The sequence below is a fragment of the Collinsella sp. LCP19S3_B6 genome (assembly GCF_052121815.1).
GTDB lineage: Bacteria > Actinomycetota > Coriobacteriia > Coriobacteriales > Coriobacteriaceae > Collinsella.
Window position 1 is genome coordinate 76,913 of the sequence record NZ_JBQKDN010000008.1, and the last position, 14,369, is coordinate 91,281.

Genomic DNA, 14,369 nt, shown 5'->3' on the forward strand with positions numbered 1-14,369 from the left:
AATTGTTTTGTGCCTAACCAATTTAGGAGCGTGAGAAATCAAAGTCAAGGTACCAAACTAGTGGTTACGCGGTTTTACCAAACCGCGTAACGGCTCGACGCTGCGCGGGCCGCACCTGTACAATCTGACGTTCAACTTCAAGGGCGCGACCAAAAGGTCAGCGCCCTTTCGTTTCACGTCACCTTGTCTCAAATGCGGCCCGCTCGCTGTCGTTGCCAAAACATCGACGTTGCCCTTTTTGGCACTTGGGACGTTCTTCTTGTGCCGGCAGCTGGGGACACTCCTTGTCAAGGGATTGGTACAAAGGGGGACAGGCTGCCCTCTCATTTCCGAAACCTTTCCGCAACAATGTGGCCTCCACGGCGCCGGCGCCCGCCTGCCGTGCTCCCTGCGCTACACTTAGTCGCACTGTGGCGCCGTTGCGCCGCGCCCGACCCAAGGGGGACACTCATGAAGAACACTCAGCTGTTGCTGATCAACGATATGTGCGGCTACGGCAAGGTCGCGCTTTCCGCCATGCTGCCGGTGCTGTCGCACATGGGTTACCGTATCCACAATCTGCCGACGGCACTTGTGTCCGATACGCTCAACTATCCCAAGTTCTACATCCACGACACCACGGAGTACGTGCGTCAGAGTCTTGCCATCTGGGAAGAACTCGGCTTTGAGTTCGACGCCATCTCGACCGGCTTTATCGTGACCGAAGAAGAGACGCGCATCATCTCAGACTTTTGCCACCGCCGCGCGCAAAAGGGCACCAAGGTATTCGTCGACCCCATCATGGGCGACAACGGCAAGCTCTATGCGGGCGTGCCCGAGTCCACGATTGGCCTTATGCGGCACCTGCTGGAGTGCGCAGACTACGCGGTGCCCAACTATACCGAGGCGTGCCTGCTTGCCGATAGGCCTATTGCCGAGCAAATTACGCCCGAAGAGGCCCACGCCCTTGTGGACGCCATGCGCGCGCTGGGCGCCAAGTCGGTGGTCATTACGAGCGCTGTGGTCGACGGCACGAACGCCGTCATCGGTTACGACCACGTGGCGGGGGAGTACTTCACGATTCCCTTCGACCTGATCCCGGTCTATTTCCCGGGCACCGGTGACACGTTCTCGGCGGTGCTCGTCGGTCGCGTTATGGCTGGCTGGAGCCTGCAGCACGCAACGGCCGATGCCATGCGTGTGGTGGCCGAGCTTATCGAGCGCAACGCTGACCAGGAGGACAAGTCTGCCGGCCTGCCCATCGAGGCCTGCCTGGATGTGATCGACCATGAGTAGCGCCAGCGAAAGCGGCCCCGAGCCCGCGAGCGAGGGCAAGTTGCTCGGCGCGCCACGCGGCAAGCGCCCACGTATCCGCATTAGCTGCGTGGACCAGCTGGGCACGTGCCGCTGCCACCATGGCCACACGCCCGGCGACGTCTTCGACTTCGACCGCGATCGCGGCAAGATGTGCTCCATGGCCTGCCATGTGGGCTTTCCCTATATCGACATCCTGCGCTACGGCGGAACCGTGCCCGGCAACGAGCCCGGTACGGCAAAGTTCTGCTGCCCCGAGGTCGATACGTTGAACGTCTGGCTCGCCGAGATCGTCGACGAGTAATCGAGCGTGGATTTTCTCCCACCAAGATAATGAGCGTGGATAATCTCCCGTTTAGAGCGCCGTTTTGCGTTCAAAGTGGGAGATTATCCACGCTCAATTTGTATGCGGGAGATTATCCACGCTCATTTTATGCCGATGGCGTGGCTCACGCATCCGCGCCGCCCGGGCGCCTACAGTTGCTCGAGCATGGCCGTGCAGCCGGCGAGCACATCGCGGTAGGTGGCATCGAAGTTGCCGGTGTACCAGGGATCGGCGACGTCGCCGGGGCGATCGGTCCAATCCAGCAGCCGCGAAATCTTGCCGTCGGCATCGTCGCCGAAGATGCGACGCAGGCCGCGCGCGTTCTCGGCATCCATATAGACGATGTGGTCCCAGTCACCATACTCCGCGCGACGAACCTGGCGCGCGCGGTGCGCAACGACGGGAATCCCGACCTCGCGCAGCTTGGCGACGGTGCCATGATGCGGAGGGTTGCCAATCTCCTCGGTCGAGGTCGCGGCAGAATCAATGACGAACTCCGCCTCGCGCCCAGCACGGCGCACCAGCTCGGCAAACACCGACTCAGCCATCGTCGAGCGACAGATGTTCCCATGACAGACAAATAGGATTTTGCGCATTGGCTAAAACCTCTCGAATATCAGAGTTTTCGCAGATAATCGCACTGCTTTTTGATCCCTCGTCAAGGACAGAATATCAAATTGATTCATAAATGAGCGGATTATTCTTCTTTCCAGCGTCGTAAGAATTGTCGTAAAGAACGAGGGTTTACGACTTGTTGTCACAATGTTGACCGTCCTTTGCATCCAATTTTCAGCATATCCTCTCTGACGTCGTCGAAATCAAGATGGGTGTATGTGTTAAAAGTCACGTTGATGTCGGAGTGGCCCATGATGCATTTTAGCTTCGCAGGGTTCATTCCCCTGCGTGCCATCTTCGAGCAGAAGGTATGTCGGCAGACATGTGGTGTGATTTTGGGAAGCTCATCCTTGTAGATGCGATTATGTTTCTCTATCGCGTGGTGGAAGTACTTCTCCCAGTGCAGGGCAACACGCGGCATCTCGTTTTTATCAAGAAACAGAAAACCGCTAACACCGTCAACGACCGGCTCACTCGAAGGCTTTAGACGTTGCGCAAGGATACTCCTGAAACACTCTGTCACGGCTTGAGTCATGGGAACATAGCGGATCCCGCTCTCCGTCTTGGGACGTTCGATGTAGTATCGCATGTTGCTGGTCCGCTGAAGTTGCTTGTTTACCCGAATGCTTCCGTTTTTGAAATCAAGGTCTTCGACGGTAAGACCGCAGAATTCAGAAATGCGCAGGCCCGTATTTAGAAGGATGTAGATGGCGTCACGATAGCGGTGAAAGTGTTCATCGCCCTCCACGAAAGCAAGAAATCTGCGTTCTTGGTTAGTGGCCAAGGCCTTGCGTGTAACCATGTCGTTTGTCAGTATCGTTGCGAGCTCGAAATAGAAGGGATTTCGGCGAATCAGGCTGTTCTCCTCTGCCAGTTGAAACGCCGGTCTCAGAACACCACGGATGCTATGGATTGTGCTATAGCGCTTGCCGTGGATTTTTTGCAGGTTGATGAGCCATTCCTTGGCATCAAGGGAGGTGACACCGCATATTCGTCGCGAGCCGAATTCATCTGTAGCAAGAAAATTGAGGATTGTCTTGTAGGCGGCTCGAGTGGATTGTTTCACGGCAGTCTTTGTTTCAGTGTAACGAGATGCGAGTTCGTAGACTGTCATATTGTTCGGCGCGACCTTATCAAGCAGATCGCGCTGGATCTCATGCTCCAACGCGCGCAAGCACGGACTGGCTTTCTTCCCCTTCGGAGTTAGATCATGAGTTGTCAAGGTCCACGAGTAGACGCTCCGCGTTTTACCTCTTGCATCCACATACTTGAAGCAGTAACGGCCGTTTTTTCTCTGGCTTTCCCCGCGTCTGAGGATTCGCCCTTTGCTGTCTTTTCTCACAGTCACTAGCAGGCTCCTTCCTGTTCAGAAAAGAGCCCCGATGCGATATTTCAAGATTATCGCACGGGGCCCGATTGGTTAAGCTGTCAAGTGCGAAACGGTGTCGAGAAGCTCTTTATAAAGAGCGTTGGCGCAGGACGAGGGGGCGAGTCCTCGCGCATAACTCGAATATGGGTTTGTACGAGAGGAACCTTCGACCGGCCAGTATCCGTCGAGATCGTGCCTAAACTCAGAGAGACAGATCTCCCTCGTCTGCATCTCCGCAACGACGGAGAGGCGCCTCTCAAGTTGACCAAATCCGTCGACATCGTTTTGCGGACGATAAGTCGCGGATCGGCGCATCTGTTCTCCATAGAATTCCAAGGGGCTGTAGGGCGTCGTGACGATTACGAGATCGGCGGCTATCGCTTTGTCGGAATATCGGGACGGTGCCATCACCTCATGCTCCATCGCATAGGGATCCGTGATGCGAAGCAGGTCGGCGTAGGGGATGGATGAGGGACGAAGTTCGTCAAGAATCACCGTGTGCTTGCCCTCATACCCCTGAAAGATGTCTCTCGTAGATCCAGAGACGAAGAACGGTTCGCCCTTCCGCTTCGCATAGAGCTTTGCGAGGGTGGACTTCCCCGTTCCAGCAGGCCCGAAGATCCAAACTGATTCCACCCTTCTTTCGCCCTTGAGCATCAACCCCCGCCATTCCCGGGCCTGAACCTGAAGGCGGCGTGCATAAACGTCTTCGATCTGACGCTATGTCCGGGCATATTCGGATCCGGAGAGCTGAGAGATCAAGGACTCCTTGTCGATACGACCTTCGAGAAGGTCATCGAGAAGGACTTTGATGCTGCTATGGGACCTCGTTCGAGCAACGCGCGACTCAATAGAAGCAAGTAGCGCTGGGTAATCGAAATTGGAGCGCACGATTTTGGGGTCGTACTGATGCTTGGATCGTGCGCCATCCGTTCTGTGGCACAGGTAGGAAAAACCGTTTTCCACACCTGCCTTCCAAGCCTCGATGCGCTCAGGTTTATCTCCAAGGAGCTTCGCGATGCTATTGAGCGAGCGCGGATTCTGGAACTCCATCATCACGTGAAGATGCGCGGCTGCCGGACGTCCCGCGTCCGTCGTGTCGCTGTCGTGCACGATGCCCGCATAGCGCTTCGGGGCGAGTGTTTCGATTCTTCGGTACATTTCGTCCACAAGACGGGGCAGGTGATCGAGCTGCTGCTCGTACATCATCGCGCGGGTCTTCATGGGCAGAGAATTGGTCATGGTTCCGAGTCCTTTCTCGTAAATGAGCTATTTCGGGACGATTTTGGAACGCGCCCGAGGGTGCGCCTTGGGATAACAAGCTCCCCAAGGCGCATAAATGAGCAGAATTTCAAGTAATGGAACAATCGACGGGGTCCGCTTTTGCTGCGCGAAGCGGACCCCGCGGTGGTTATTCTCTGAAGTACAGGTCAAGGAGCCGCCCAAGCTCGCGGTACACGGGGAAGTCCATGATCGGAAAATGCACAAAGCCGATGCGGTCGTGCGCCCCGTCCGTACTGCTGAACCAAGCGTCGCCCGGGGAGAAGGTGCGAGGTGCACCGAGGTCGAGCAGGCGTTCCGCGCCCCATATGAGCCGCGCCTCGGGAAGCGTCGGCTTGAAGAGGACGCGGGTGCTGCACGCCGAGCGCAGCATCGACGGCAAGCCCCCCTCCTCAACAGACGCCTCGGCGATCGAGATGATGGCGTAGCAGCCCGCGCTCGCCCCCATCGTTACGATGCGCTTCACCAGCCCATCAAACGTCGCGAGGCAGTAATCGGGGTCCTCCTTGCTCGCGCGCTTGGGAAACAGCGTGCGGAGTGCCACGTACTCATCCATGAAGAGAAGCGAAACGTGAAGCCTCGCATCCCACCAGTGCACGGCGTCTCCCGTCTCTGTCGACCTGTCGTTGAGGAAGCTCTGTCGCTCTTTGATGCTGTCGGCGAACCGTGATAACGCAGACAGGATTGCGCGAGCGTCCCTGTCAGCATTCAGTGAAACCACGCGAGGAAGTCGGGAGGGCTCGGCCTGCTTGGGGTCTATGATGAGGACTTGCGATCCGTGTCCGTCAGGACCAGCCAACAGGGCTTGGAGCAAGAGGGCGATCACGCCCGTGGTCTTTCCAGCGATGAGCATGGAACCGGAGGTGCGGAGGTCGATGCTCGTGCCGTTTTGAACGCGGAATTCGTAGGCGTTCGCCGGGCACAAATCCTCGACACGCGATGCCTTGATCTCTCGATGCAACGTCACATCTTCAAGGAAGAAGGTCACTTGATTGCATGCGACGTCTGCTTCGGCAAGTACGACGGCGTAGCGGGAGAACCTTCCGCGAAGTCGGGAGCTAATGCTAGGTCCCATCTTCGATATTTCTTCTGCCGTTGAGGATGAGGTTGAGATGGCGAGCTCGAACTGTCCAGGAGCCGTCTCTTTGCAAGAGATGTCGGGAAGAAGCTCGCCTTCTCGCAGGTGTAGAGGATTCCCGTAGCGTGGATCAAAGAGCCCCTTCCTAATGCGTGCATGCAACCGTGTTGATTCAGATAGCATGACGTAATGTGTGATCCCTCCCGCAAACAACATGGTCCCAGCGAGGCTAAGAGTGGCCGCTGCGGAGGTAAGGTTGCCGCCAAACGCCATCACCGTACTGGGCTCTATGGCGATGGGCGCAAGAATGGTGTTCACGAATAGCCCGATGCAATAAACGCACGCGGCGACCGCAAATAAAGCGACCCCCAGCACACAAAGCTTTGCGCTGGGGGTCGAATACACGATCGCCGGTGCGCCACTGGAGTAACGCACCACAATCACCTAGCCCTTCGCGGGGATGACGGTAATGCCGTCCGCCGTGATGGACAACTGGTTGCGATAATCACCGTAAACCTTTGCGACCACGCCGGTGGGAATGACGTGCTGATTGACGGGAATCTCGATATCGTTCGAAACCTTGATGGAAAGCTTCTCGAAACGATTGCTGACCACCTCGCCTTCGTTTTGGTGATACTGCGTGTTATCGGTTGTGATCACCACGTCGATCTTGGTGCCGCGATGCTCTTTGGTGTTTTAATCAACCCATTTACCACCTCCGACACAAAGGAAACGCTTGCCTTTCGCAAAAGCTTCCCAATCGAACTTCATAAACTGATTCAATTTCCTCATACTCGAACTCCTCTCAATCCAATTATTTGCTGACTCCGCGTTGCGGCTCGCCGTGGACATCGAGATAGAGGCGCAGGACGTTGCGCAAGATCTCCTCGACATTTCTTGTTGCGGCATGAAGATCATCGTCCCCAAACATTGCCCCATGGAGCTTCGTGTGGGCACAAAGAATCTGGCGATACATGACGCGAGAGAACATCTCTTCGGCCTTCAGGGCATGTCGAACAGCTCGTTCAGAACAAGTCGGCATGCTCGCCGAAGACTCCTTTATAGACGACATTGCCGTACTGGTTGTTGAGATGGAGCCGCATTCAAACGGTCCGCGCATGATCTTCGGTCGGGTCATACACACCTCTTTCCTAAAATTGGATATTACCGACGATTCGTCAACCGTCATCGAGCACTCGGTGAGCACATCATGCCATAAGCTTCTGAGCTGGGATTATTTCGCAAGGACCTGTCGTTCTCGACGTCCTCTGATGAGAAGAAGTGGGGCGTAATGATGACAAAGTATTCAATCACGGAACAAACACAATTTAATAATCACCCAGATGGGGCAAATATGGACATCCAGATATTGAATCGTCGGTATCGTTGGTGTCGCTGAGCCTTCAGGCTGAGGGGGATGGGCCATTTGCGCTGAGTTGCTTGCAAAACGGGGGAGGGGATATCAGAAGAAGGCGGCTTGCAGAAGACATGCCTGAGCGCTAGAGGAGGGGCTGACCAATAGTGTGCTCCTCTTCTGGGGCCAAATCCAAGCGGAGGGGGCATGAGGCCGAGAGGAACTGCTCGTCATGGCTCACCAAAACAAGCGCGCCGGGAAAGGCGGAAAGCGCTCGCTCGAGTGCCTCCACCGAGTGCAGGTCCAGGTGATTCGTGGGTTCGTCCATGACGATGATTTCGGGGGCATCTAGTATACCGCGGGCGAGCATGAGCTTCCGCAGCTCCCCCGGGCTGATGTTCTCGCCGGACAATATTCGTTCGGGATCCGAATTGAGTTGCGCAACGATCGAAAGCAGGGCTCCACGTTCGGCTTGGGGCAGGTCCTTGATTTCCGAGAGGAATTCAATTGAGGATGAATCGTCGACTTCCTGAGGGATATACAGCGTGCGAATGTCCAATCCCGTGGCCTTGCGGCCTTCCAATATCTCCAGGATATGCTTGACCAGTGTTGTTTTCCCCGCTCCGTTGGGGCCGCTTATGCCCAGATGATCGGTATTTCCCAGATAAATCTCGGGAACCCGCAAAGATTGCCTCGGGCCGCACGGTATGCGATCTGAGCTGACGTGAATCAGTGTTTTGCGCGGGCTGGGTTGCGCTTCCATCCACAAGGTGCTTTCGTAGCGCTTTTCGACATGGTGGGCGTCGACGGCGGCTTGCGCGCGCTGGATTCGGGAGTCCATGCGCGAAGCGAGCTTGCCCGCAACGCCGTCTCTGCCAGTGAGAATGGCGAGTTTGATTCGTGCTTTCGCGTCGTGATCCTTCGGATCGACATGACGGGCGCTTCTCTTGGATGCGGACCGTGAGGCGTTTTCAACGCGCCTGATATACTCAGCCTTCATGCGCTTTTCTTCGGATCGCGCAATCGATTTGGCCCGCGCCGCGCTTTCGCGCTCCAGATTCGCCTGCGAGCGAGCTTGGGAGTAGTTGCCGGGGCGCATGGTGACGTGCCCCGACTCAAAGCACAGGCAGTCATTTGCCAAGGAGTCGAGCAACGCACGGTCGTGCGAGACGAGGAGGCCAATACCCTTGTACTCGGCGAGTGCTTTGCAAATCTGCCTTCTGCATTCTGCGTCCACATGGTTAGTCGGTTCATCCATTGCCAGAAGATCGGGATTCTGCCAAAGCGCGACGGCTATTTGAATTTTCTTCTGCTCGCCACCGGAGAGCTCGGAAAAACGCCAGAGCATATCATCGGTGATGCGGAGCATCCTTCTGAGGTGCGTGGTCGCCGGGGCGAAGTCGCACGCAAAATCGAAGAGCATGGGCGGTTCGACTCCGGCTTCTTGCGCGCAATATGCGGAGACGAGACGCGGTGAAACGACGCCGCGATCTGGAATCAGAAGTCCGCACGCAATGCGGACGAAAGTTGATTTCCCGCACCCGTTGTCTCCGACGATGCCGTGCCAGCCGGGGGCAAATGTCGCCGACACGTTGTCGAGTGCGGGCATTGCGCTGCCAGGATATGCATAAGTAATATGGGAAAGAACGAGGGTGGTGGAGCTGTTCAAATTGGTTCTTGACATTGTGCCTCCTCGGCATGGGAGGCCGCGTTTTGCCGCATATGCTCTGATTGGCTCGTTCCGACCAACGTGAACGCCCGTCGACTCGAGTCAAGCTGAAAGAAAATGAGTCGACGGCAATGCTCGCAAAGGTAGTGTTTAGGATATACGAGGATCAGTGAAAAGACGATACGACAAATGTGCAGCCAGATTTATTCTTGGATAGATGGCAATTTGCAAATTGGCGTCGATATGTATCGTCTACAGCTTCACGAATCCTTTTCCTTTCCGGGGCGCTGGCTTGGCATATGGGCCTGCGCTGAATTCTTCCGTAGAGTCTAACAAAGCAATAATGCGGACGCAAGGAGGCGTTGCGTCTGAAAGCACGCCATTGCGTTGGACGCTTGAAGGGGTTTGCAAGTCGATTGAAAGAATACTAGTGCATCCGCTTCTTGTAACTAGCATGCGATGGTGGGCGTCGTTGTTAGCGCCGGGCGATTTTAGCCGCTAATAGTCAACCGATTTTGACCAATCCCGGTCACCGAATAATGGCCACCGTGCCTCCCCGCCGCCACTACGCTGGTGGCGCCAACACGCCGCCCTCGACAGGCTGCTCGACAAGGCGTCGGTGTTCGTGATGCGGGGCCCGAGCTACCGCGGCAGGGGGCTCGACACGTACTCGGTGGAGGCCGTCCCCCAGGCGGTGAAGGTGAGGGGGATCCAGCCCGAGGGGATGTAGGAATGCGATAGGAAAGTCATAGATGCGGGCGTGTTGGCCAAAATGGGTCGGCCGGGATTGGTCAATCTCGGCCGACTATATTTGGCTAAATTTTTCCGACACTAACATCGTGAATGTTGAGCGAGGTCATCGACTTGATTTTTCTGGTGTTTGAGATATTAGCTTTCGCGATTTACCCTCCAAATTGCAGAGGTTTGAGACGACCGGAAAGGAATGCTTATGCTCGATTCTCCGTTCTTCAGCTACTGGGGAAAGGCGAAAGGAGTTGCTTTTCTCCATCACGGCAATATCGCATCGGGGCTCAAAGTCGTAAAAACGTCGTAAGGTACGCGATATGGTTCGCCGGGATCCTAACTAGCTAGGCATTTTTCTGAATCTGCAGATGTTCCCATGACAGATAAACAGTACGCGTTGCATAGGGCTATACCTTTCATATAGAAGGCTGCTAAAGAGTCGAAGCAGGGCGCATACCAAGTTTTATTTCTTGGCCAGTTTGAAGTAGCGCTCAAATATCAATTCGAAAACGTAATAGAACATCAATCGACTGTCGAGGTCCATGCTGCCCAAGCGGATTTCTTTTTGCACGGTGTAGATAGGGTAGTCGGCTAGTTTCGAGAGGGAATTTCGAGAAAAGCCGGTGAGCGTGACGACCTTGCATCCGCGCGTTTTGGCTATCGATGTGGCGTCAATAGACACCTGCGTCTCGCCGCTTACGGAAACGCTGAAGACCAGGTCGTTTTTGCCGAGGAGTTCTGCGTAATGCCTCATGACGTGGCGTTCACTGAGCGTGTCGGTATTCTTGCCCATAATTTTGAGCTTTTCAGCCATCTCAAGGCACGGGTATTTCGAAAAGCCCGAGCAGAAGAACACGATATGCGAGGCGTCCTGGATAAGACTCACAACCGAATCGATGACCCGGTCGTTAAGCAGATCTTTGGTCTGTACGAGCTGGGTATCAAGAGGAAGTGCCTCGATAGTGAATCGATTGCGATCGAGCGAGGCGGAATACGATTGTTTGAGCTCCGTAAACCCCGAGAAGCCAAGCTTGTGGGCAAGCCTGACGATTGTATTGGGAGCGACGAAGAACCGTTCGGCAACGCTCTTAAGCGTGGCATCGTCAATATCATCACGCAGCTCGATGATGTAGCGCATGATCTCGCTTTCGAGATCGTTGAGCTTGCTCTCGCCAGCTCGCACATGATCATAAAAGGATTCTTGATCTTTCATAAGATGTTTCAGCCCCTCGCACCTCGCCGTACATATGGTACCGCTTTGTGTAGCCAGGTGAGAAATCGGTAATCGGTCAAGATTGCCTATTGCCCATGAACTGGGCAAACGCTCGTGTCTGCCTACACATATCTGTGTCGTGAGCGAAATCATGTGTCCCCGTTTCGCATTGGCCCACACGGGGACTTGCAAATGACCTTATGTCGCAAAATACCAATCGAAACGAAGCAAGCCGAGGACAGCCGCGGAGCCCAAGGTCTTCGAGAACACCGATCAGCCAACCCTGGAGGGACGGAACATGAAGGATAAGCTCAATATTGTGATCGTTGGCGGCGGCTCCACGTGGTGCCCTGGCATTCTTAAAGCCCTGACCAAGCACATGGACATTCTGCCGCTGAACCGCGTGATGCTCTATGACATCGATGCCGAGCGCCAGCGTCCGATCGGCGAGTTTGGCAAGATCCTCTTCGCCGAGGAGGAGCCCGGTGTGGAGTTTGGTTACACCACCGATAAGGACGAGGCTTACACCGACGTCGACTTTGTGCTCTGCCAGATTCGTACCGGCGGCTACGAGATGCGTAGCAAGGACGAGAAGATTCCGCTGCATATGGGAATCATCGGTCAGGAAACGGTGGGCCCTGGCGGCATGGCTTACGGTATGCGCTCCATGCATGACATGGTTGAGATCGTCAACGACGTTCGCGCCCATAGCCCGGAGGCGTGGATTATCAATTACACCAATCCGGCTGCTATTGTGGCATATGGTCTCGAGCGCGTCCTGCCCGATGAGCATCGCGTTCTCAACATCTGTGACCAGCCTGTCAACCTCATGCGCTCTTACGGTCGCCTGCTCGGTCGCGATATGAGCAAGACGGAGCCCGTGTACTTTGGCCTCAATCACTTCGGTTGGTTCAAGCACATCTACGATGAAGAGGGCCATGACCTCGTCCCGCAGATTAAGGAGTACACGGAGAAGAACGGCTTCCTTCCTGCCGATGCCGAGCAGCGTGACCAGTCCTGGCTTGATACCTACGCCATGGTCAAGGACATGCTCGAGGACTTCCCCGACTATCTGCCCAACACTTATCTGCAGTACTATCTGTATCCCGAGTACAAGGTCGCTCACCTCGACCCCGACTACACTCGCTCCGACGAGGTTATCAACGGTCGTGAGAAGCGCGTGTTCGCCGAGTGCGAGCGTGTTGCCAAAGTCGGCACCGCAAAGAACTCCTCGGTTGTGCAGAACGATGCCCATGGCGATATGATCGTGGAAATCACCTCGGCCATTTATCGCAACACCAATAAGACCTTCATTGTCATCGTGCCCAACAACGGCATTATCGAGGGTATGCCCGATGACGCCATGGTCGAGGTCGCGGCAAGCGTGGGCGCCAATGGCCCGCAGCCCTATGCTGTTGGCAAGATTGGCACCTTCTATCGCGGTCTTATGGAGAACCAGTACGCCTATGAGCGCCTGACTGTTGAGGCTTGGATGGAGGGTTCCTACGAGAAGGCCCTGCAGGCACTCACGCTTAATCGTCTGGTCGGTGACGCAAAGAAGGCGCGTAAGGTGCTCGATAAGCTCATCGAGGCCAATAAGGATTACTGGCCGGAGCTTAAGTAGCTAGTTCCATAGCGTTTGATAACTGTTATGGGGCGTGTGGGTTGTAGAACTGCACGCCCCGTTTCTTTAAGAGGGGTATCCCATGAACAAAGATGAGCTGCTGGCAAAGTTCCAGCGCCTGGGCAAAGTCCTCATGACGCCTGTCCTAATCCTGCCAATCGCCGGCATCCTTCAGGGCTTTGGCAATGCCTTTACCAGCCCCACCCTTACGGCAGCTGTTCCCTGGCTTGCTGCTCCGGGCTTTGCGATTTTCTTTTCGATTCTTAAGGCCGCAGCCGGCATCGTTATGAGCAACATCCCGGTTATCTTCTCGATTTGTCTCGCCTATGGCTTCGCCAAGTCCGAGAAGGCTACCGCGGCGCTTTGTGGCTTTTTGGGCTACATGTGCATGAACTCCGTGATGGGCACGTTCCTCACGGCGACTGGCGTTATCGATCCCGCCAATCTTACGACGGGTCAGAGCACGATCCTCGGTATCACCACGCTCGACACGGGCGTTATCGGCGGTCTTCTGGTGGGTGCAATCGTCGCATACCTGCATAACCGTTACTACAAGATTGAGCTGCCTGCCGTGTTCTCCATCTTCAACGGCACGCGCTTTATTCCGGCGGTAACGCTGCTCTCATGCAGTGTCCTCGCATTGGTCATGTCCTTTGTTTTCCCGTTTATCCAGAACGCTCTCGGTGCGCTGTCCGAGTTCATCAAGACTACGGGTGCCTTTGGTGCATTTGTCTACGGCGCTGGCGAGCGCATGCTCCTGCCTTTTGGTCTGCATCACTTTGTCTATTTACCGTTCTTCTTCACGTCGCTCGGTGGCGTCGAGACCATCGACGGCCAGACCGTTCAGGGCGCTATCAATATCTACAACGCGATCCTGGGCTCTCCTAGCACGCCGTTTAACATCGAGGTCAGCCGTTTTGTCATGAACGGTAAGGTTATCTTCGCCATGTTCGGCCTGCCCGGTGCTGCACTCGCCTTCTACAAGACGGCGCTTCCCAAGAACAAGAAGAAGACCGCAGCGCTCATGATTGCCATCGTGGTGCCTTGCATCCTCTCCGGCATTACCGAGCCGCTCGAGTACTCCTTCCTGTTTATCGCGCCCATCCTCTACGTGTTCCACGCTCTCATGGCTGGTCTTGCCTATGCGCTGACCTATATCCTGCAGTTCAACGTGGCCGGCTCCGCATCCTTTGGCGGCCCGCTCTTGTCGTTGATCTTTAACGGCATTATGGGTGCAGCCAAGGGCTCCAACTGGCAGGTTATCCTGTTCCTCGGCCCCATCTACTTCGTGGTGTACTACTTCGTCTTCAAGTTCATCATTCTTAAGAAGGATCTAAAGACCCCTGGCCGTGAGGAAGAGTCTGGCGATGAGGCCGAAAAGGCTCCCAAGACCGTGATCAGCGACCTCATTCCCGCCATCGTTGAGGCAGTGGGCGGCGACAACAACATTAAGTCTGTCGAGGCCTGCTTCACCCGTCTGCGCATCCAGCTCAATGACTGTGACAAGGTGGTTGATGACGCCGAGTTTACCGAAAAGCTCGAAGCGCGTGGCATCGTGCATGTTAACGGCGGCGTGCAGATTGTCTACGGCAACATGGCATCTAACTACGCAACCCAGATGCGCGAGCTGCTGGGTATGGAGTAAACGCCCCACATATCTATAAAATCCAGGATAAAAGGCGGCGGCAGACAATGAACTGCACCCCAAAACTTGGACGGCTTAAATAAGAACTACGCCGCAAGGGGCTGGTTCCGGAACTCCTCCGGGGTCAGCCCCTTCAGTTTAACCTGCCTTCGCCTCGTG

The 14,369-nt window shown here is 55.5% G+C and carries 14 protein-coding genes; 4 read left to right on the plus strand and 10 right to left on the minus strand.

The features are described 5' to 3' along the window. Positions 1-450: 450 nt before the first annotated feature. Positions 451-1,275: a PfkB family carbohydrate kinase gene (locus ACTQWD_RS04515; RefSeq protein WP_441031977.1), complete on the plus strand. Its 825-nt coding sequence runs from the start codon at positions 451-453 to the stop codon at positions 1,273-1,275. Then, positions 1,268-1,597 carry a TIGR04076 family protein gene (locus tag ACTQWD_RS04520; protein WP_441017131.1) on the plus strand — a complete coding sequence of 110 codons (330 nt, stop codon included), beginning with the start codon at positions 1,268-1,270 and terminating at the stop codon, positions 1,595-1,597. The genes ACTQWD_RS04515 and ACTQWD_RS04520 overlap by 8 nt, the downstream gene beginning before the upstream one ends. A 170-nt stretch (positions 1,598-1,767) precedes the next feature. On the opposite strand, the gene ACTQWD_RS04525 is transcribed toward ACTQWD_RS04520, so the two are convergent. The 9 genes from ACTQWD_RS04525 to ACTQWD_RS04565 form a co-directional block, all read right to left on the minus strand. Further along, positions 1,768-2,214 (minus strand): low molecular weight protein-tyrosine-phosphatase, encoded by a 447-nt coding sequence (locus ACTQWD_RS04525; RefSeq protein ID WP_117743459.1) that lies wholly within the window; start codon positions 2,212-2,214, stop codon positions 1,768-1,770. A 161-nt stretch (positions 2,215-2,375) separates the two neighbouring features. Next, a complete protein-coding gene (locus tag ACTQWD_RS04530; protein WP_199407132.1) occupies positions 2,376-3,581 on the minus strand; it encodes a site-specific integrase in 1,206 nt (401 codons plus the stop codon). Between the two features lie 72 nt (positions 3,582-3,653). Continuing rightward, on the minus strand, positions 3,654-4,259 hold the full coding sequence (locus ACTQWD_RS04535; protein ID WP_117734894.1) for a hypothetical protein: 606 nt from the start codon (positions 4,257-4,259) through the stop codon (positions 3,654-3,656). Positions 4,260-4,322: 63 nt separating this feature from the next. Beyond that, positions 4,323-4,844, minus strand: coding sequence for a Rep family protein (locus tag ACTQWD_RS04540; RefSeq protein WP_117743461.1), 522 nt, complete (start codon positions 4,842-4,844; stop codon positions 4,323-4,325). 169 nt (positions 4,845-5,013) lie between these two features. Further along, positions 5,014-6,405, minus strand: coding sequence for a hypothetical protein (locus ACTQWD_RS04545; protein WP_441540807.1), 1,392 nt, complete (start codon positions 6,403-6,405; stop codon positions 5,014-5,016). Further along, positions 6,406-6,621, minus strand: coding sequence for a hypothetical protein (locus tag ACTQWD_RS04550; protein WP_117743463.1), 216 nt, complete (start codon positions 6,619-6,621; stop codon positions 6,406-6,408). A gap of 154 nt (positions 6,622-6,775) precedes the next feature. Beyond that, positions 6,776-7,099, minus strand: a complete 324-nt coding sequence (locus ACTQWD_RS04555) for a hypothetical protein (protein ID WP_117734898.1) — start codon at positions 7,097-7,099, stop codon at positions 6,776-6,778. A 361-nt stretch (positions 7,100-7,460) separates the two neighbouring features. Continuing rightward, positions 7,461-8,999 carry an ATP-binding cassette domain-containing protein gene (locus ACTQWD_RS04560; protein ID WP_441016970.1) on the minus strand — a complete coding sequence of 513 codons (1,539 nt, stop codon included), beginning with the start codon at positions 8,997-8,999 and terminating at the stop codon, positions 7,461-7,463. 1,192 nt (positions 9,000-10,191) lie between these two features. After that, positions 10,192-10,941 (minus strand): MurR/RpiR family transcriptional regulator, encoded by a 750-nt coding sequence (locus ACTQWD_RS04565; protein ID WP_441559370.1) that lies wholly within the window; start codon positions 10,939-10,941, stop codon positions 10,192-10,194. Between the two features lie 298 nt (positions 10,942-11,239). Here ACTQWD_RS04565 and ACTQWD_RS04570 point away from each other — a divergent pair, with 298 nt between their 5' ends. After that, positions 11,240-12,565 carry a 6-phospho-alpha-glucosidase gene (locus ACTQWD_RS04570; RefSeq protein ID WP_089573127.1) on the plus strand — a complete coding sequence of 442 codons (1,326 nt, stop codon included), beginning with the start codon at positions 11,240-11,242 and terminating at the stop codon, positions 12,563-12,565. 82 nt (positions 12,566-12,647) lie between these two features. Then, positions 12,648-14,210, plus strand: coding sequence for a PTS transporter subunit EIIC (locus ACTQWD_RS04575; RefSeq protein ID WP_427719711.1), 1,563 nt, complete (start codon positions 12,648-12,650; stop codon positions 14,208-14,210). A gap of 86 nt (positions 14,211-14,296) precedes the next feature. Here ACTQWD_RS04575 and ACTQWD_RS04580 read toward each other — a convergent pair. Further along, the coding region (locus ACTQWD_RS04580; RefSeq protein WP_441038702.1) for an IS3 family transposase at positions 14,297-14,369 on the minus strand (73 nt) is incomplete at its 5' end.

What these genes read in the sequence shown, in the direction of transcription:
- ACTQWD_RS04515 (WP_441031977.1), top strand. Translation starts at nt 451, where the DNA reads ATGAAGAACACTCAGCTGTTGCTGATCAACGATATGTGCGGCTACGGC.
- ACTQWD_RS04520 (WP_441017131.1), top strand. Translation starts at nt 1,268, where the DNA reads ATGAGTAGCGCCAGCGAAAGCGGCCCCGAGCCCGCGAGCGAGGGCAAG.
- ACTQWD_RS04525 (WP_117743459.1), bottom strand. Translation starts at nt 2,214, where the DNA reads ATGCGCAAAATCCTATTTGTCTGTCATGGGAACATCTGTCGCTCGACG.
- ACTQWD_RS04535 (WP_117734894.1), bottom strand. Translation starts at nt 4,259, where the DNA reads ATGCTCAAGGGCGAAAGAAGGGTGGAATCAGTTTGGATCTTCGGGCCT.
- ACTQWD_RS04540 (WP_117743461.1), bottom strand. Translation starts at nt 4,844, where the DNA reads ATGACCAATTCTCTGCCCATGAAGACCCGCGCGATGATGTACGAGCAG.
- ACTQWD_RS04555 (WP_117734898.1), bottom strand. Translation starts at nt 7,099, where the DNA reads ATGACCCGACCGAAGATCATGCGCGGACCGTTTGAATGCGGCTCCATC.
- ACTQWD_RS04560 (WP_441016970.1), bottom strand. Translation starts at nt 8,999, where the DNA reads ATGTCAAGAACCAATTTGAACAGCTCCACCACCCTCGTTCTTTCCCAT.
- ACTQWD_RS04565 (WP_441559370.1), bottom strand. Translation starts at nt 10,941, where the DNA reads ATGAAAGATCAAGAATCCTTTTATGATCATGTGCGAGCTGGCGAGAGC.
- ACTQWD_RS04570 (WP_089573127.1), top strand. Translation starts at nt 11,240, where the DNA reads ATGAAGGATAAGCTCAATATTGTGATCGTTGGCGGCGGCTCCACGTGG.
- ACTQWD_RS04575 (WP_427719711.1), top strand. Translation starts at nt 12,648, where the DNA reads ATGAACAAAGATGAGCTGCTGGCAAAGTTCCAGCGCCTGGGCAAAGTC.